General features: G+C 65.1%; 20 protein-coding genes. 10 read left to right on the top strand and 10 right to left on the bottom strand.

Going from position 1 to position 18337, the window contains the following annotated elements:
- The first annotated feature begins 117 nt into the window (after nt 1-117).
- Nucleotides 118-1032, top strand: coding sequence for an MBL fold metallo-hydrolase (locus tag IP92_RS29415; protein WP_229419032.1), 915 nt, complete (start codon nt 118-120; stop codon nt 1030-1032).
- 96 nt (nt 1033-1128) lie between these two features.
- Nucleotides 1129-1833, top strand: coding sequence for an MBL fold metallo-hydrolase (locus tag IP92_RS29410; protein WP_158206742.1), 705 nt, complete (start codon nt 1129-1131; stop codon nt 1831-1833).
- 4 nt (nt 1834-1837) lie between these two features.
- Here the strand turns inward: IP92_RS29410 and IP92_RS29405 are convergent, their stop codons facing one another.
- A complete protein-coding gene (locus IP92_RS29405; RefSeq protein WP_145882213.1) occupies nt 1838-2398 on the bottom strand; it encodes an NADPH-dependent FMN reductase in 561 nt (186 codons plus the stop codon).
- Nucleotides 2399-2437: 39 nt separating this feature from the next.
- A complete protein-coding gene (locus IP92_RS29400; protein WP_145882211.1) occupies nt 2438-3328 on the bottom strand; it encodes a LysR family transcriptional regulator in 891 nt (296 codons plus the stop codon).
- Nucleotides 3329-3414: 86 nt separating this feature from the next.
- Between IP92_RS29400 and IP92_RS29395 the strand changes: the two genes are divergently transcribed.
- Together IP92_RS29395 and IP92_RS29390 are read left to right on the top strand one after the other, a co-directional pair.
- Entirely contained in the window at nt 3415-4029 is a 615-nt protein-coding gene (locus IP92_RS29395) for a glutathione S-transferase family protein (RefSeq protein ID WP_145882209.1), read from the top strand.
- Nucleotide 4030: 1 nt separating this feature from the next.
- Nucleotides 4031-4348: a DMT family transporter gene (locus tag IP92_RS29390; protein ID WP_145882207.1), complete on the top strand. Its 318-nt coding sequence runs from the start codon at nt 4031-4033 to the stop codon at nt 4346-4348.
- Between the two features lie 131 nt (nt 4349-4479).
- Here the strand turns inward: IP92_RS29390 and IP92_RS29385 are convergent, their stop codons facing one another.
- On the bottom strand, nt 4480-5586 hold the full coding sequence (locus tag IP92_RS29385) for an alpha/beta hydrolase (protein ID WP_145882205.1): 1107 nt from the start codon (nt 5584-5586) through the stop codon (nt 4480-4482).
- 152 nt (nt 5587-5738) lie between these two features.
- Nucleotides 5739-6008, bottom strand: a complete 270-nt coding sequence (locus IP92_RS29380) for a GlsB/YeaQ/YmgE family stress response membrane protein (protein WP_137315003.1) — start codon at nt 6006-6008, stop codon at nt 5739-5741.
- A 226-nt stretch (nt 6009-6234) separates the two neighbouring features.
- Between IP92_RS29380 and IP92_RS29375 the strand changes: the two genes are divergently transcribed.
- Nucleotides 6235-7371 (top strand): hypothetical protein, encoded by a 1137-nt coding sequence (locus tag IP92_RS29375; protein WP_145882203.1) that lies wholly within the window; start codon nt 6235-6237, stop codon nt 7369-7371.
- Between the two features lie 49 nt (nt 7372-7420).
- Here the strand turns inward: IP92_RS29375 and IP92_RS29370 are convergent, their stop codons facing one another.
- From IP92_RS29370 to purB, 5 genes are all read right to left on the bottom strand, one after another.
- The gene (locus tag IP92_RS29370) at nt 7421-8476 is read right to left on the bottom strand and encodes an acyltransferase family protein (RefSeq protein ID WP_158206741.1); all 1056 of its coding nucleotides are present in this window, start codon (nt 8474-8476) and stop codon (nt 7421-7423) included.
- 461 nt (nt 8477-8937) lie between these two features.
- A complete protein-coding gene (locus tag IP92_RS29365; protein WP_145882199.1) occupies nt 8938-9498 on the bottom strand; it encodes a YceI family protein in 561 nt (186 codons plus the stop codon).
- Between the two features lie 31 nt (nt 9499-9529).
- Nucleotides 9530-10072, bottom strand: a complete 543-nt coding sequence (locus IP92_RS29360; protein WP_145882197.1) for a YceI family protein — start codon at nt 10070-10072, stop codon at nt 9530-9532.
- Nucleotides 10073-10087: 15 nt separating this feature from the next.
- Complete coding sequence (locus tag IP92_RS29355; protein ID WP_145882195.1) at nt 10088-10612, bottom strand: cytochrome b; 525 nt, start codon at nt 10610-10612, stop codon at nt 10088-10090.
- 155 nt (nt 10613-10767) lie between these two features.
- A complete protein-coding gene (gene purB, locus IP92_RS29350; RefSeq protein ID WP_145882193.1) occupies nt 10768-12141 on the bottom strand; it encodes an adenylosuccinate lyase in 1374 nt (457 codons plus the stop codon).
- Nucleotides 12142-12261: 120 nt separating this feature from the next.
- Between purB and IP92_RS29345 the strand changes: the two genes are divergently transcribed.
- Nucleotides 12262-12873: a glutathione S-transferase family protein gene (locus IP92_RS29345; RefSeq protein WP_145882191.1), complete on the top strand. Its 612-nt coding sequence runs from the start codon at nt 12262-12264 to the stop codon at nt 12871-12873.
- Between the two features lie 101 nt (nt 12874-12974).
- The gene (locus IP92_RS29340) at nt 12975-13928 is read left to right on the top strand and encodes a PfkB family carbohydrate kinase (protein WP_145882189.1); all 954 of its coding nucleotides are present in this window, start codon (nt 12975-12977) and stop codon (nt 13926-13928) included.
- A 48-nt stretch (nt 13929-13976) separates the two neighbouring features.
- Here IP92_RS29340 and bfr read toward each other — a convergent pair whose 3' ends face one another.
- Complete coding sequence (gene bfr, locus IP92_RS29335) at nt 13977-14456, bottom strand: bacterioferritin (protein WP_145882187.1); 480 nt, start codon at nt 14454-14456, stop codon at nt 13977-13979.
- 169 nt (nt 14457-14625) lie between these two features.
- Between bfr and IP92_RS29330 the strand changes: the two genes are divergently transcribed.
- The 3 genes from IP92_RS29330 (at nt 14626) to IP92_RS29320 (ending at nt 18279) form a co-directional block, all read left to right on the top strand.
- On the top strand, nt 14626-16938 hold the full coding sequence (locus tag IP92_RS29330; protein ID WP_145882185.1) for a TonB-dependent receptor: 2313 nt from the start codon (nt 14626-14628) through the stop codon (nt 16936-16938).
- An 18-nt stretch (nt 16939-16956) separates the two neighbouring features.
- On the top strand, nt 16957-17637 hold the full coding sequence (locus tag IP92_RS29325) for a Fe2+-dependent dioxygenase (RefSeq protein WP_145882182.1): 681 nt from the start codon (nt 16957-16959) through the stop codon (nt 17635-17637).
- Nucleotides 17638-17757: 120 nt separating this feature from the next.
- Nucleotides 17758-18279: a helix-turn-helix domain-containing protein gene (locus IP92_RS29320; RefSeq protein ID WP_145882180.1), complete on the top strand. Its 522-nt coding sequence runs from the start codon at nt 17758-17760 to the stop codon at nt 18277-18279.
- Nucleotides 18280-18337 lie beyond the last annotated feature (58 nt).

Here is an 18337-nt window from a genome sequence, read left to right as displayed (position 1 = left end):
TGGATGCCGCACCCGCCCCGTAACGTGCGGGCGGGCCGGTGAAAGCCGTGCTATCAAAGGTGTTTTCAAGGGACAGGAGGACCAATGAAACACCTTGTTTCGCGTCATCGATGTTTCGTGATCGAAATCTTGCTTGTGCTGGCCTCGGTGCTGGCGGGGCCGGCCTCTGCGCAGCCCACGACGGCGCCGCGCTATACCCTGAACATTCCCGCCGGCACGCCGGCTGCCCAGGCCGAGCACTCGGTGCAGTTCATCGGCACGGCCACGGTGCTGCTCCGCTACGGCGGCCTGACGGTGTTGACGGACCCGAACTTCCTGCACAAGGGCGAGCACGTGCACCTGGGCTATGGGCTGACGTCCGAACGGCAGACCAATCCCGCCATCGATTTCGGCGCGCTGCCGCCGATCGACCTCGTGCTCGTGTCGCACCTGCACGAAGACCACTTCGACAAGCTGGTGCAGGAAAAACTGAACCGCGCCACGCCGATCGTCACGACGGCGCCTGCAGCGGACAAGCTGCGCCAGATGGGCTTTACCGCCGTGATCGGCCTGGGCACGTGGCAGGACCTGCAGGTGACGAAGGGCGGCACGACGTTGCGCGTGACGTCGATGCCCGGCCGCCATGGCCCGCTGCCGGTGGCGGCGCTGCTGCCGCCCGTGATGGGATCGATGCTGGACTTCGCATCGGCCGCGGGGCACTACCGTGTCTATGTCAGCGGCGACACGATGGTGTACGGCGACATCGACGAAATCCCGCGCCGTTACCCGGGCGTCAACCTGGCGCTGCTGCACCTGGGCGGCACGAAAATCCTCGGCATCGTCACGGTGACGATGGATGCCCAGGAGGGCGTCAAGATGCTGAAGCTGATCGCGCCGGACCGGGCGATCCCGATCCACTACAACGACTACGACGTCTTCAAGTCGCCGCTGTCGGACTTCCAGAAGGCTGTGCAGAAAGCGGGGCTGGCGGACAAGGTCACGTATCTGAAGCACGGCGAGACGTGGAAGTTCGAGCCCGCCGCGGCGCGCTGACGCGTGGCGTGCCAGCCACGGCGCTCGCAGCCTTTGCGGCAGCTCGCCCGGCCGCGGCCGGCGCCGTGCTATCTGTGGGGTTTTATGGGAGGACGCATGAAGACCCCGCTTGCGTGGTGGACGATGCTGTGGTCCACGCTGTTGCTCATTGCATCGTGTGCCCAGGCGGCGGACGTGCCGCGCTTTCGCATCACGATCCCGTCCGGCGCGGACCGCTTCGATCCCGGCGGCGCCGTGCAGTTCGTCGGCAAGGCAACGGTGCTGGTGCGGGTGCGCGGGCTGGCCGTGCTGGTCGATCCGGGCAGCGACGACGGCACAGCCGATGCATGGCAGGCAGCGCAGCTGGCGGACGTGGTGCTGTTGTCGCAGCCCGATGCGCCGGCGCTGGCCGCATGGAGCGCCCGCCCCGTCGTCGCGATGACCGGCACGGCCGCGGTGCTGCGCGGGCAGGGCTGGCAGAGCGTCTATCCGCTCGATACGTGGGAAGGCATCACGATCCGCAAGGGCGATACGCGCCTTCGGCTGACGGCGATGCCCGATCCGCGCGGCATGCGGCCGGCCACGCTGGCTGCGATGCTGGACTTCGGCCCGGCGTGCCGCGTGCTGGTGCACCACGGCGCGCTGGCAAATGACGACATCGCGCTGATCCCGCAGCGTTTTCCCGGCGCCCGGCTGGCGCTGCTGCGCCAGGATGGCACGCCGTCGTTGCTGACGGTGCACCCGGGCGGGCACGAAGCCACGTTGCGCCACCCGGTCGCGCGCGGCCAGCCTTACCGCTTCGGCTCGGCCGATTGCAGGTGAAGGCTTATTTGCCCGGCGCGTTCGCCTCGACCCATTGCGTGAACGCTGCCACGAACTTGCCGATCACTTCCTTCGTCTGTTCGTTGGCGATGCTGCCATCCTCGGCCAGGTTGTTCGCGGAGTTGCCCAGGTAAAGCTCGGGCGCAGGCATCACGGGCACGTTCAGGAACACGACAGCCTGGCGCACATTGTGGTTCGCGCCGAAGCCGCCCATCGCACCGGGCGATTGCGACACGACGGCGGCCGGCTTGCCGGTCCAGACGCTGTGGCCCCACGGCCGCGAGCCGACGTCGATCGCGTTCTTCAGCGCGCCGGAAATCGTGCGGTTGTACTCGGGCGTGACGAACAGCACGGCCTCGGCGGCCTTGAGCTTGTTTCGGAACTCCGTCCAGGCGGCGGGCGGCGTGCCGGCATCGTCCAGGTCCTGGTTATACAGCGGCATGTCGAGCTCGATCAGCTCGGCCTCGAACGCGGGCGGCAGCAGCGCGGCGATCGCGCGGGCGTATTTGCGGGTCAGCGATTCCTTGCGCAGGCTGCCGACGAGGACAGCGACTTTCCTTGCCATGCTTTTCTCCGAAGTGATGATGGGAACGGCAACTGTAACTCATGCCGGCAGGATGTGCCGGCAGGCCGCCAGCTCGTCGTGCAGGAAACGCATCAGCGCACGCACGCGCGCCGTGCCGCGCAGGTCGCGGTGGCACAGCAGCCAGAGCTCCGTATCCAAGCGCGGATCCGGCTCCGCCAGCCGCACAAGGCCGGAGCGCTGCTCCGCCAGAAGGCAGAGCAGGGGGCCGACGCCCAGGCCGGCTGCCACCGCATCGGCCAGCGCGACGAGGCTGTCCGCGCGCAGCACCACCTGGTCCGGCCGCACCTGGTGCGTCATCCACTGCGCGATCGCCAGGTGGGCCAGGCTGTCGTCGACGCCCACCCAGCGATGGCGGGCCCAGTCGGTGCGCCCGATGCCGTCGCGCTTTGCCTCGCCGAGGTAAGTGCGCGCCGCATACAGCGCCGTCGCGACGCGGCCCACCTTGCGGCCGACGAGGTTGGCCGGCGGCGCGTTCGACGGGCGCAGCGCCACGTCGGCCTCGCGCCGCGTCAGGTTCAGGAAGCCGTTGTTGATCACGAGCTGCAGCGCCACCTGCGGGTGCTGGCCGGCGAAGCGCTTGAGCATCGGCATCAGCAGGGGCGCCAGCGTATCGGTGGTCGTCATGCGGATCGTGCCGGACAACGCTTCATCCAGCCCGGCCAGCGCGCGCGCCGCCGCGTCGATCTGTTCCTCGACGGGCAGCAGCCGCTCGCGCAGCGCTTCGCCGGCGGACGTCGGCACATAGCCTGTGCGCAGGCGCTCGAACAGTCGTACGCCTAACCCCTGTTCCAGGCTGTCCAGCCGGCGCAGCACGGTGGAGTGGTTCACCTTCAGCGCCCGCGCCGCGCCAGCAATGCTGCCAGTGCGGACGACGGGGGCGAACGTGTGCAAGTCTTCCCAGTCATGCATGGATGCAGAATCCGTATGCGTAAAACAGGAATTCTAATGCGTTCTCGCGGCACGCATACTGGCCCCTCACCAACTGGGAGGACACGATGATCACGTTTTACACCGCCGCCACGCCGAACGGCCACAAGATCGCCATCGCACTGCGCGAGCTCGATCTGGCGCACGAGGTGCGCAAGGTGGACCTGGACGCGGGCGAGCAGCACCATGCACCGTTCGCGGACATGAGCCCGAACCACAAGATCCCGCTGCTCGTCGACGACGGCCAGGCGATCTTCGAATCCGGCGCGATCCTGGTCCATCTCGCCGACAAGGCCGGGCAGCTGCTGCCGCGCGACGGAGCGGCACGCAGCGCGGTGCTGCAATGGCTGTTCCTGCAGGCCGCGCACATCGGCCCGATGCTGGGGCAACTGTGGTACTTCCGCCATGCGGCCGGCACGCCGAACGAACAGGCATTGCAGCGCTATGGCAACGAGGCACGGCGGCTGTACGGCGTCGTCGAGGCCCAGCTGGCGCGCCATGAGTGGCTGGCGGGCGATGCGTACTCGATCGCCGACATCGCCGCATGGCCATGGCTGCGCGAGCACGGCACGCTGGGTATTCCGATCGCCGACTACCCGTCAGTGGCGGCATGGCTGGCCCGCATCGGCACGCGCCCAGCCGTGCAGGCGGCCCTGGCGGCCCAGGGCCAGGAAGGGGACTGACGTGGCGTGGCTGCTGTTGCTGGCCGCCGCGCTGGCCGACGTGGCGATGGCGCTGGCGCTGAAGCACGCGCAAGGCTGGACGCGGCTGTGGCCCAGCATCGCCGGCCTGGTGTGCGCGAACGGCGCCATCGTGCTGCTGACGCTGGCGCTGCGCCAACTGCCGGTGGGTACAGCGTTTGCCGTCTTCACAGGCATCGGCGCCGCCGGCGTCGCGGCTGCCGGCATTGCGCTGTACGGCGAAAGCGCCGCGCCGCTGCGCCTCGCGTTGATTGCGGGCATAGCCGTGTGCATTGCCGGGTTGAAGTGGACTGCGACTTAAGGCTGAGCTTGTGTCCCCTCGTGCCTGGCACCAAGGGACACGAGCTCATGAACCCTTTACTGTTGAGCTTGTGTCCGCCAGACCATGGTCCGGCTGCCTGGCACGAGGGGACACAGCCTCAGCCATATCTGCTACGGCGCCACATCCCCCGCGCGTTCCGCAAACGGCCGCGCATACCGCACCAATGCATCGAGGAACTTGCCCGGTTCCTCGTTGAACATCTCATGCGCCGAGTGCTCGAACCACACGAGTTTTTTCGCCGGCGCGCGCACGGTGGCGAACCATTCGGCGGCGGCCGACGACGACACGTTGTAGTCGTATCGGCCGTTCAAGATGACGATCGGCGTGCCGAACTTCGTGTGCCGGGAGAAGTCAATCGCGATCGTTTCGGCCAGCAGGTGCTCCGTCGAAAAATCGTTCGCCTTCCAGACGGTGCGCAGGTCGTCGTCCGTGTATTCGGGTGAGAGGAGGCCCGCGGCACCCTCGTGATCGGAGTTGCGCCGGCCGTGTACCGCGCCGCCGTAGTGGCCCAGCCATTTGCGCTGCAAGAACAGGTCCTTCAATGCGATCGGTTTGCCCGGCTCCGCATACGGTGCGATCGATTGCAGGTCGCGGATCGCTGCGGCATTGTTGTCGCGCTGGGCGGCGTCCAGCGCGAAGCGCCATCCGCGCCGTTCGCTCTCCGGTGAGTTCGTGATCTGGCCCGCGCCGATGTACGCATGCAGCCACTCCGGGTGGCGCTGCGCGACTTCGAGGCCCAGCGTACTGCCCCACGAGTGGCCCAGTACAAAGATGCGCTCCTTGCCGAATTCCTTGCGCAGCCAGGCCACCATCTCGATGGCGTCGTCAATCATCCGCTGGCGCGTCATCGTCGGGGCGACGGTGGCCGGATCGTTCGCGGCATACGTCTTGCCGGCGCCGCGCTGGTCCCACTGCACCACCGTGAAGAAGTCTTCCCAGCCGCGCTGGAAGTGCCAGCTGGTCGGCATCGACACATAGCCAGGGCCGCCATGGATCATCAGCAGCACGGGGTTGCGGCGGTCCATGCCGCGGATGCTGACCCATTGGTCGATGCCGCCGATGCGCACGGCCTGCGTGCGTTCGATGCCTTGCGGCGTGACGATGCGGCGCATGTCGGCAATGATGGCCACCGCTTCGGCGCGGTTGCGCGGTTTCTGGGCGTGAGCGGGAATGAGCGAGACGAAGAGCGCGAGGGCGAGGAAGAGGCGGACGACCATGAAGACTCCGGCAACGGTGAAGGAAGACGGCACACGTGTGGGGCGGTCGTCAGTATCCGTAATGCATGAGTCTTGGTCAATCCCGCAGGCGCCGTTGCGAGGGGCGAAAAAAAACCGGCGCAGCGCGCCGGTCTTGACGGCAGATGCCGAAATCAGCGCGCTCGTCCGCGGAACACCAGGTTCACGATCGCCAGCAAGATGACGGCGCCGAGGAACGATACCAGCAGTGACAATGGGCTGAAGTCGTCCGCGTTGATGGTGCCCGTGCCGAACAGGGGCGAGAGCAGCCAGCCGCCGAGCAGTGCGCCGACGATGCCGACCACCACGTTGAGGAACAGCCCTTGCTGGGCGTCCGTTTTCATGACGAGGCTGGCAAGCCAGCCGATGATGCCGCCGATAACGATCCAGATAATAAAGTTCATGCTCATTCCCCTTTATATCGTTGACGAAAGAGACCGGGCCGTTCCAGCCCTGCCGTGAAAAAAGTGTAGGCGCGTGGCGGGCGCTGGTCCGTGCGCCAGCGAACGGAGAGTGGCTGTTCCGCCTGCCAACAGGCATGTTCCACCTTGGTGCGTAAACGTACAGAAGGATCGTGGCGGGGCGCCTATCGTGAACGATCAAATCGACCTGAACGAAAGGAATTCCCCCATGAACCAATCGAAAAAAGAAACCCGTCTGGTCACCGGCCTGTTCAACGACCGGGAGAGCGCTGAGCGCGCTTACCACCATGCCACGTCGCGTGGTTACGGCAAGGACGACATCAATGTGCTGATGTCCGACGAGACCCGCAAGCGCTACTTCAGCGGCAACGACCAGATCGAAACGGAACTGGGCAGCAAGGCTGCCGAGGGTGCCGGCATCGGCGCCGGCGTCGGCGGTGCGATCGGCGCTGCGCTGGCAGCGGTTGCCGCGGTCGGCACGACCCTCGTGCTGCCGGGTCTCGGTGTCGTCGTTGCGGGCCCGCTGGCGGCTGCACTGGCGGGCGCCGGCGCGGGTGGTATCACTGGCGGCCTGCTGGGCGCGCTGATCGGCGCCGGCATCCCCGAGGAACGCGTGCAGCACTATGAGGAAGGCCTGAAGAAGGGCGGCATCGTGATGGGCGTGCATGCCCGTTCCGATGAGGATGCGGCACATATCGAGTCGAGCTGGAAAGACAGTGCCGGCCAGCACGTGATCGGCACTGGTGTCGGCGCGGCCGGCGGTGCGGCGGCAGGCCTGGCGGCGGGTACGCCGGGCGGTCCGATCGGCATGGCGGCCGGTGCGGTGGTCGGCGGCATCGCCGGCGGCCTGGCCGGCAAGGGCGCGGCCGAAGTGGTGAATCCGAAGTCGGGTGACGACCTGTCCGATCACCACCTGGCGACGGGTGTCGGCGCCGGCGGTGGCGCAATGGCCGGCATGGCCATGGGTGCGGCCGGTGGTCCGGTGGGCATGGCGGCGGGCGGCGCGATCGGTGCGCTGGCTGGCGGCATGGCGGGCAAGGGTGCTGGCGGCCTCGTCAACCCGGCCGAGGAAAAGACCTACTGGGAAAACCAGTACCGCAACGAGGCGTACTACAACCCGGCGTACCAGTACGACGATTACGATCCAGCCTATTCGCTGGGCTACAACAGCCGCGCGAACTACCGCGGCAACTGGGACGCCAACGAGGCGAACCTGCAGAGCGACTGGGAACGCACGAAAGGCAGCTCGCGCCTGACGTGGCACGAAGCGAAGAGCGCCACGCGCGCCGCGTGGGACAAGGTCGAACGGGCGCTGCCGGGTGACTGGGATCGCGACGGCAAGTAAGCCAACGCGATCGGTCCGTAAGTAAGCCTGGGGGCCGCCGGCCCCCTTTTCACGTGCCTGCCCCGGCGGGCACGGCGCGGCCCGTGTGCTTCAACCTCAGCAGCGGCTGCTCGACGAGATAGCAGCTCAGTACGCTGAGCGGCAGCACGATCAGGCCGGCGATGCCGAGCATCGCCCATGGCGACAGCGGCGGCAGGTAAGCGAGCAGCAATGTCTGCACAGGCCAGCCGTACAGGTAGACGCCGTATGACACGTCAGGCAAGCGGTTGAACGTGGCCGTCAGCCGCATCGGCCGGAACGCGAAGTAGAACAGCAGGTAGGCGCCACAGCTGGCCAGCGCGAGCTCGGCATAGCGGTGCGAGAACATTGCCGCAAGCAAGATCGCACCGGCGACCAGCGCGGCGCGCGGCGTGAAGCGGTACGCATCCCGATACAGGTAAAAGCAGCCGCCGGCAAAGAACAGCGAGCCCAGGCGGACAATCGGATCTTCCAGCAGCAGGCCCAGCGGCGCCCACGGCAGCGGCAGGCCGAACGACGCGTACAGGTAGGCGCCAAAGCCCGTCAGTGTCAGCGCGAGCCACACGCCGCGCCGGCGCACGCCGCCGGCCAGCCCGATCAGCATCACGGCGAGATAGCAGGCGAACTCACGCATGATCGTCCACATCGCGCCGTTCACCTGCGGATACGGCAAGCCTTCGAAGACGGGCGGAATCATCGGCCCATGCAGCACGGCCAGGCCAAGCGCGACCTTGGCCGTCGACAGCTCGGCAAAATAGCGCGCAGCATCGGCGCCCAGCGGCGCGATGAGGTAGATGCAGACGAGGCTCGCGACGATGAAGCCGGGATAGATGCGCAGCACCCGCTTTCTCAGGAATAGCGCCGGCACGGGATCGAGATCCCAGCTTTGCACGATCAGGTAGCCGCTCAGCAGGAAAAAGCCGTCGACGGCCAGCTCGCCGAACGACAGCGTATGAAACAGCTGGGTCAGCAGCTCGCGGTGGCGGTCGCCGTCCTGCAGCTCCGGCGCGTGCGACAGCAGCACAAGCAGCGCGAGCACAAGCCGCAGCAGGTTGAAGTTGTTCTGATGCCGCGCGGACGTCCCCATGGTCTTCCCCGTTTGGTTGCGACTTTTATATGTCATTTTTATAACCAACTGTACGACGCGCAGAGACCGGACGCAAGCACTGACGCACCCCGACAGCCCGCTGGCGCAATGCCGGCACCGTGTTGCCACAAACAAGGGACTGTCCCTCGATTCAGGAAATATTGCTGAAATCGAGGGACAGTCCCCCTGTGGTAAAACAACCGAAATTGGCGCCCGAGCGCGCTTGACTTGCGGCGCGGCGACATCCGCTGCATTCGCACCTGCCGCTTGCGCAGAGTGACGCGCGCGCTGCGGACCGGTGAAACGTGCCGCCAGCAAAAGTTTCCAAAATTCGGGGACTGTCCCTCGATTCTGGAAATATTTCCGAAATCGAGGGACAGTCCCCCGTCGGGGTTTTACAACGCTGCGGAAAAGAAAAAGCCCCGCGGGGCGGCGGGGCCTGGAGGGGAAGCGTGGGACGCTTATTCGGCGGCGATCGCTTCGACTTGGATCGCCAGCTTCACCTCGGGGGCGAAGTTGGGGATGCCGAAGTTGATGCCGAAGTCGGTGCGCTTGAATTCGGCGGTCGCGTTGGCGCCGCACACTTCGCGCTTCAGGCGCGGGTCCTGGATGCACTTGAAGCGGTCCACCTTCAGTTCGACGGGCTTCGTCACGCCGTTCATCGTCAGCTCGCCGTCCACGCTCACCAGCTGGTCGCCGTTGAACTTCAGCGACTTGCCCTTGTACGTCGCCGTGGGGAATTTCTCGACGTTGAAGATGTCCGGCGATTTTGCGTGCGAGTTCATCTTGTCGTGGCCGAAGTCGATCGAGTTCATGTCGATCGTGATGTCGACGGAGCCCGTCTTCGCGGCGCGGTCCATCGTTACCGTGCCCTTGGTGCTGTTGAACTTGCCGCGCCACAGCGACAGGCCCTTGTGGTCCGCTTCGAAGCTCGGGTAGGTGTGGCCAGGGTCGATGTTGTACGTGGTAGCGTTGGCCAGGCCGGCCAGGGCCAGCAGCGCGATCAGCAGGGTCGATTTCATGCAGTCTCCTTCGTGGTGTGGTTGCTGTGGTTTATTGCGATACGACGTGGAACTTGATCGTCACTTCATCGGCCACCATGCTGGTGTCCTTCCATTCGCCTTCGCCGATGTTGTAGGTCAGGCGCTTGATCGGCACCGCGCCGTCGAACACCTGCTTGCCGCCCTCGGTCTTGATGGTGACCGGGAACGTGACGTCGGTGACTTTGCCCTTGATGGTCAGCTTGCCGGTCACGTTCAGCTTGCCGGCACCGGCGCTCTTGATCGACGACGACACGAACGTCGCCTTCGGGAACTGCGCCGAGTTGAACCATTCCTTCTTCGTGATTTCCTTGTTGTATTCCGGGTCGCCCATGTCCAGGCTCGCCGTCTCCACTTCCACGGTGGCCTTCGACGCATCCGGCTTGGCCGCATCGTAGTCGAGCGCGATGGCGTACTTCTTGAACTTCGATTCGACCGGCACGTTCATCTGCTTGAACACGGCCGACACGCTCGTCTTGGCGGGATCGGTCTTCACGACGGCGGCGCCGGCCGCGATAGCCACGCCCAGCAGGGATGCGAACAGGATTTTCTTCATGAGGACTCCGGTAGGTTAAGGAAGCATGCGTTTCAGGACATCATCCCGATCGACGAATTGGTGTTTCAGCGCCGCGGCCACGTGCAGCACGACGAGCGCGGCCATTGCCATGTTGAGCCAGTAGTGGACGGGTTTCAGCACAGCCTTCAGCGCCGGATCGGCTGCGAACGCGGCGGGGATCTGGAACAGCCCCAGGTAGACGACTGGCACGCCGGCCGCGGTCGTGTACAGGTAGCCGGACAGCGGCACGGCAAACATCAGCACGTACAGCAGCACGTGGGTCACGTCGGCCGCCTTCACCTGCCATTGGGCCATGCTGGCCGGGTGCGGCGGCGGCCGGTTCCCGTGACGCCACAGCAGGCGCACCGCGGCCAGCAGCAGCACCGTCACGCCCATCCACTTGTGCCACGAAAAATACTTCAGCTTGGTCGGCGTGAAGCCGGGAATGTCGACCATCACCAGCCCCATCGTGAAGGCGGCGACGATCAACAGCGCGATCAGCCAGTGCAGCACCATCGCGGGTTTCGTGTAGCGTTGCATATTGCTCTCTCGTTAATTAGTACGCATTAGAACTAAACGCGGCTACTGTAGCAAAGAATCGACAAGCTTGCTGGCGATAAAAAAACGGCAGCCCTTACCCTACCGGATAAGAAGCTGCCGTCATAGAGCCCTCGCTGAGGCGGGGCTTAAATCGTTCAGATCGCCTTCGCAAGCTGGGCCGCGATGCCCGTGTAGTTCGCCGGCGTCATCGCCAGCAGCAGGTCCTTCGCTTCCTGCGGGATCGCCAGCTTGCCGATGAATTCCTGCAGCGCTTCCTTCGTGATGCCCTTGCCGCGGGTGAGTTCCTTCAGCTGCTCGTACGGGTTCTCGATGCCGTAGCGCCGCATCACCGTCTGCACCGGCTCGGCCAGCACTTCCCAGCTGGCGTCCAGGTCGGCCGCGAGGCGCGCCGGGTTCACTTCCAGCTTGTTCAGGCCGCGCAGGCAGCTGTCGTAGGCCAGCAGCGTATAGCCGAGGCCCACACCGATATTGCGCAGCACGGTCGAATCCGTCAGGTCGCGCTGCATGCGCGACACGGGCAGTTTTTCGGACAGGTGCTTCAGCACGGCGTTCGCCAGGCCCAGGTTGCCTTCCGAGTTCTCGAAGTCGATCGGGTTGACCTTGTGCGGCATGGTCGACGAACCGATCTCGCCCGCCTTCAGCTTCTGCTTGAAGTAGCCCAGCGACACATACGTCCAGATGTCGCGGTTCAGGTCCAGGAGGATCGTGTTGGCGCGCGCGAACGCGTCGAACAGTTCGGCCATGTAGTCGTGCGGTTCGATCTGGATCGTGTACGGGTTGAACACGAGACCCAGGCGCTGCTCGATCACGTTCTTCGAGAACGCCGGCCAGTCGACCGACGGATACGCGGACAGGTGCGCATTGTAGTTGCCCACGGCGCCATTCATCTTGCCGAGGATTTGCACGCCGGCGATGCGCTCGATGGCGCGCTGCAGGCGCGCGACCACGTTGGCGATTTCCTTGCCCAAGGTCGTCGGGCTTGCCGTCTGGCCGTGCGTGCGCGACAGCATCGGCACGTCCGCGTTGGCGTGCGCGATCTCCTTCAGCTTCGCCACCAGGCCGTTCAACGCCGGCACCATCACGGCGTCGCGCGCGGCTTTCAGCATCATGCCGTGCGACGTGTTGTTGATGTCTTCCGACGTGCAGGCGAAGTGGATGAACTCGGTTGCGGCCACCAGTTCCGGCACGTCCTTGACCTGTTCCTTCAGCCAGTATTCGACGGCCTTCACGTCATGGTTCGTGACGGCTTCGATTTCCTTGATGCGCGCGGCGTCGCTCTCGGTGAAGTCGTTGGCCAGCTTGTCCAGCAGCGCGGTGGCTTGCGGCGAGAAAGGCTTGATCTCGGCGAAGCCGGCTTGCGACAGCGCCTGCAGCCACGCGATCTCGACCTTCACGCGGTGGTGCATGAAGCCGGCTTCGGACAGGATCGGACGCAGTTTGTCGGTCTTGGCGGCATAGCGCCCATCGAGCGGGGACAGGGCCGACAACGTGGAGTAGGGAGTGGTCATAGCGAAAGGAGGAAGGCAGGAAAAAGAAACGATTTTACCATCGTCGCAACCCGCTTTTTCGCCACAGCGCCGGCAGGTCGGAATGCTATACTGAGGACCAATCCCTCTTTGTGGTTCCCTATGAAACTGATCGGTTCGCTCGCCAGTCCCTATGTGCGCAAGGTACGCGTTGTGCTCGCGGAGAAAAAGCTCGATTACCAGATCCAGCTGGAAAACGTGTGGGTACCGGAAACCACGATCCACCAGCTCAATCCGCTTGGCAAGGTGCCCTGCCTCGTCATGGAAGATGGCTATGTGATGTATGACTCGCGCGTGATCGTCGAGTACCTCGACACGCTCACGCCGGTGTGCAAGCTGCTGCCGCCGAATGGCCGCGAGCGGGCGGACATCAAGAACTGGGAAGCACTGGCCGATGGCGTGCTCGATGCGGGTGTCGCCGTGCGCCTCGAGCGCACGCAGCGCCCGGCCGAGCTGCAAAGCGGCGAGTTCATCGATCGCCAGCTGACGAAAGTGGCACGCGGTCTCGCCTCGATGTCCGAGCGGCTGGCCGAATCGCCCTGGTGCGCCGGCAATCATTATTCGCTGGCGGACGTGGCCGTGGGCTGCGCGCTGGGCTGGCTCAGCTTCCGCTTCCCCGAGATCGACTGGCGCACGCCGCACCCGAACCTCTCGCGCCTGCACGACAAGCTGCACGAGCGGCCATCGTTCCGCGACAGCGTCCCGCAAGCCTGACCCGGCAGCACCGGCGCTGCCGGCGCCCCGCACCGTGACGTGAACGGCCCCGCCGGCCGATTGCGCTACACTGTGGCGTCACTTGTCGCAACGGGGCGTACATGGAACCGAAGGAACAATCTGTAGCGGTATTCGGCGAAGCGTTGGTGGACGATTTCAGCACCCGCCGCGTCGTCGGCGGTGCGCCGTTCAACCTGGCGCGGCACCTGGCCGGCTTCGGCCTGCCCGTCACGATGATCACCCGCATCGGCGACGATGACAACGGCGCGCTGGTCCGCAACGAATTCACGCGCTTTGAGATGTCCCAGTCGGGCCTGCAAACGGGCGCCGGCGAAGCGACGGGCAGCGTGCACGTCGAGGTCGGCGCGGACGGCAGCCACCGCTACACGATCGTGCCCGACCAGGCCTACGACCACATCGACGGCAGCGCCGCGTTGACGGCGCTGCAGGCCGCGCAACCTTCCATCTTCTGCTTCGGCACGCTGGCCCAGCGCGATCCCGCATCGCGCGCGGCGTTGCACGCGCTGCTGGAACAGACGGACGCCGTACGCTTCCTCGACCTGAACCTGCGTGCCGGCCACGTCGACGAAGCGATCGTGTTCGACTCGCTGCAGCAGGCCGACATCGTCAAGGTCAACGAAGAGGAATTGCAGCAGCTCTTCAAGTGGTACTGCCACACGTGCCCGGACACGGTGAACATGGAATGCATCTCCGTCGATACCGAGTGCCGCGCGATGATGCACAACTTCTCGCTGTCGGCGCTGGTCGTGACGATTGGCGCGCGCGGCGCGCTGTACCTGTCCGCCGATGGCGCGCACTTGGCCGATCACGGCACGGGCACGAGCGAGTGCTTCGTCGATGCGGTGGGGGCGGGCGATGCGTTCGATGCCGTGTTCCTGCTGGGCCGGCTGCGCGGCTGGACGATGGAGCGCACGCTGGCGCGTGCCAACGCGTTCGCCGCCGCTTCGTGCGGCTATGCGGGCGCGGTGCCGCAGGAGGTGGGGAGTTATAACCACTGGCTGGGGCAGTGGAGCGAAGCTTCAGGCGGGGCCTGAAGCTTCGGGTCGATAGCGGCCGGCGCCCGGGCGCCGGCCAGGGCCGGCTTATTCGTCCGCCGGCGCCATCTGCGATTGCAGGTAGTTCTGGATGCCGACCTTGCCGATCAGGTCGATCTGCGTTTCCAGCCAGTCGATGTGTTCCTCGGTATCCTCGAGGATTTCCAGCAGCAGGTCGCGCGACACGTAGTCGCCCACTTTTTCCGCCTGCGCGATGCCTTCCTTGACCGTGACGTGCGCGCCGCGCTCCAGCTTCAGGTCCGCTTCCAGCATCTCCTGGGTCGACTCGCCGATCAGCAGCTTGTGCAGCGCCTGCAGGTTCGGCAGGCCGTCCAGCATCAGGATGCGGTCGATCAGCTTGTCCGCATGCTTCATCTCGCCGATCGATTCCTCGTATTCCTTCTTCGCCAGCTTTGCAAAGCCCCAGTGGCGGTACATACGGGAGTGCAGGAAGTACTGGTTGATCGCGGTGAGTTCGTTCGTCAGCTGTGCATTCAGCAGACGGATGACGTCTTTATCGCCCTTCATGGGTGTGAACCTTCTTCATGTTAATGATCGTGCCATTTTGCCAGATGGAGCACAGGGGCGTAAGCGCGCCTGCCGATACTGTGGCCAAAACAGGGGGAATCGCGTTGCTAAGGTAAATGAAAACTATTATCATTCGCATTTTACGGTCAACGCAACAATAAGGATGGACATGTCGTACATTAAGAGCCGCAAGCACACGCCAGCCACGCTCGCCGCCATCGCCACGCTCGCGCTGCCCCTCGCACTGCATGCCGAAACGAAGGACGCCGCCGCGCCCGTCGCCACGCAGGGCGACCAGAAGATGCCGGAAGTAACCGTTACCGGCCGGGCCGCGAACAACGAGTTCCAGATTCCGCAGCGCTCGGCATCCGACAAGTTCACCGCACCCCTGCTCGATACGCCGAAATCCGTCACCGTCGTGCCCGCCGAAGTGATCGCGCAGACGGGCGCCACGTCGCTGACGGACGCGCTGCGCACCGTGCCGGGCATCACGATGGGCGCCGCGGAAGGCGGCAACCCGGTCGGCGACAACCTGTTCATCCGCGGCTACAACGCCCAGACCGACACGTACATCGACGGCATCCGCGACAGCGGTTCGCAATCGCGCGAAGTGTTCGCGATCGAGCAGATCGAAGTCGTCAAGGGCCCGAATTCCGCATACGGCGGACGTGCGTCGGCCGGCGGCGGCGTCAACATCGTCACGAAGACGGCCAAGCTGGACAACTTCTACAACGCCAGCGTCGGCCTCGGCACGGACCAGTATCGCCGTGTGACGGCGGACGTGAACCGCACGCTGGGGGGCGATGCCGCCGCGCGCGTGGCGCTGATGTACCACGACGCCAACGTGCCGGGCCGCGGCCCGGTGGGCGGCGACCGCTGGGGCATCGCGCCGACGATCGGCTTTGGGCTGTCCGGTCCGACCAAGGTCAACCTGTCGTACTACCACATGCAATCGAGCGAGCTGCCCGACACGGGCCTGCCGTTCAACAACCCGATCACCACCGGCGCCGACGTGGCGAAGAACGGCAACGGCACGCCGATCGACGTGCCGCGCGATACGTTCTACGGCCTGACGAGCCGCGACTTCCGCGACACCAAGACGGACATCGGCACCGTCGACGTCAAGCACGACTTCGGCAACGGCCTGTCGCTGCGCAACGTGACGCGCTACGGCAAGACCAACCAGGATTACGTGTGGACGCAGCCGGACGACTCGAAGGGTAACGTGGTTCGATACAGTACCGTGTGGCGCCGCGCGAACACGCGCGTCGTCGAGACGAAGACGGCGGCCAACAGCACGGCGCTGACCGGCGAAGCGCGCACCGGCACGATCAAGCACAACTTCGCGGCGGGCATCGAGTTCTCGCGCGAGCAGACCGACCGCGGCTCCTACCTGTTCTCGCCCGATACGAACAATCCGCTGACGAAGACCAGCACGTGCCCGACGTCCGGCGCCACGACGAACTACAACTGCGCGCCGCTGCTGAACCCGAACGTGGACGACCCATGGGTGTCGACGCGTACGCTGTCGCCGGCACGCAGCAGCATCCACACCAACACCCGTGCCGCGTATGCGTTCGACACGCTGGAATTCACGCCGCAGTGGCTGCTGAACGTGGGCGTGCGCTGGGACGACTTCCACTCCACGCTGGACACGCCGCAGTACACGCTGGACGGCAAGACGACGGCCGCGGTGCATGCGGAAACGAATTCCACGTTCGCGAACTACCAGGCGGGCCTCGTCTACAAGCCGGCCGCGAACAGCAGCGTGTACCTGTCGTACGGCACGTCGTCCACGCCGCCGGGTAACGACGGCGGCGACGGCCTCGATGCGCTGTCGATCGCCGTGCAGGCGCTGGCGCCGCAGGAGAGCAAGAACTTCGAACTCGGCACCAAGTGGGAAGTGCTGGCGCGCCGCCTGTCGCTGTCGGCGGCGATCTTCAAGAGCACGATGGACAATGCCCGCGTGACGGCGCCGGACGGCACCACGCAGAACGTCGGCAAGAAGAGCGTGCGCGGCTTCGAAGTCGGCGCCACCGGCAGCATCACCGATGCATGGCAGGTGTTCGGCGGCTACACGTGGCTCGATGGCCGCGTCGACGACAACGGCTACATCAACACGGCGGCCAGCGGCCAGCCGGCGGTGTGGGCGCCGTCGCCGTACAACGGCAACGTGTTCCCGACCACGCCGAAGCACAGCGCCTCGCTGTGGACGACGTACGCCGTGCTGTCGAACCTGACGATCGGTGGCGGCCTGAACACGATGTCGAAGGTGTACGCGAACATCAACAACAACAAGTGGGCACCGGGCTACACGCGCTTCGACGCGATGGCGAGCTACGTGGTCAACAAGCACGTCAGCCTGCAGCTGAACGTGCAGAACCTGACGGACAAGCTGTACTTCGACAAGGTGTCGTCGCCGCACTACGCGGGCGTGGCACCGGGCCGCAGCGCGACCTTGACCGCCAACTTCAAATACTAACGAGGCGAAAGGCCCATCATGATGTTGCACATCCCCCGCGTGCTGACGCGCGAGCAGGTCAGTCAATTCCGCGAGCGCCTGGCGCAGGCGGAGTGGGTGGACGGGCGCGCCAGCGTCGGTTCGCAAGGGGCGGCGGTCAAGCGCAACCGGCAGCTGCCGGAAGGCGGACCGCTGGCCGTCGAACTGGGCGGCATCATCGCCCGCGCGCTGACGGCGAACCCGCTGTTCTTTGCCGCCGCGCTGCCGCTGCGCATCCTGCCGCCGTACTTCAACGGTTATGCGGGCGGCGAGACGTATGGCGATCACATCGACGGCGCGATCCGCGTGCCGTCACCCGGCGCGGCACCACTGCGCGCCGACGTGTCGACGACGGTGTTCCTGGCCGACCCGGACGAGTACGACGGCGGCGAGCTGATCGTCACGGACGCCTACGGCACGCACGAAGTGAAGCTGCCGGCGGGCGATGCGATCGTCTACCCGTCGACGACGGTACACCGCGTGGAACCGGTGACGCGGGGAGAACGGCTGGCATCGTTCCTGTGGACGCAATCGATGGTGCGCGACGACTGGAAGCGCACGATGCTGTTCGAGCTGGACCAGAACATCCAGAAGATCCGCGGCGAGCACGGCGACAGCCCGGCCACGGTGGGCCTGGCGGGGCACTATCACAACCTGCTGCGGATGTGGGCGGAAACATAGGGTCAGACCCGCTGCGCGGGTCTGACCCTAGCCTCTGCATTTTGGGGTGAAGGCAAGATAAAAAACCGGTGTCAGTGAACTGAACCCCAAAAGTTGGACACCAACTTTTGGGGTTTTTTCATGACGAAGCACGACGAGCACTTTAAGTTAAGGGTCGTTCAGCAGTACCTTGCCGGGGCATCAGGATACAAGACCGTAAGCAAGCAGCACGGCCTGGATGACAGCATGGTCAGACGCTGGGTCAAGTGGTTTGAGGCTCATGGAGTTAATGGGCTGAAGAAAAAGTTCACGCACTACCCCGCCGAGGTCAAGCTGTCGGTGCTGCAGCACATGTGGGACAATGAGCTTTCTGGTGGCCAGACGGCCGCACTGTTCAATATCCGCAATCCAGGCGTCATACGAGTCTGGGAGCGCGAATATCAGCGAGCTGGGTTTGATGCCTTGATCGCACGCCCACGAGGAAGACCCAAAAGCATGCCGGCAGCCCCGCCTAAGCCTGAAACGAAGCGCGACGATAGCAATCGGTCGAAGGAAGATCTACAAGCTGAGGTAGAGCATCTGCGCATGGAGAATGCCTACCTAAAAAAGTTGCAAGCCTTAGTTCAAGCCCGGCCCCAAGCACAGCCGAAAAAGCGCAAGTAGTCCAAGAACTAAGGCAAGATCATCCGATTGCCGGTTTGCTCAAGGTCGCGCAGCTGCC

The sequence above is a fragment of the Pseudoduganella flava genome (assembly GCF_007830495.1).
In the GTDB taxonomy this organism is placed as follows: domain Bacteria; phylum Pseudomonadota; class Gammaproteobacteria; order Burkholderiales; family Burkholderiaceae_D; genus Rugamonas; species Rugamonas flava.
This window is presented reverse-complemented; position numbering and strand designations above follow the sequence as displayed.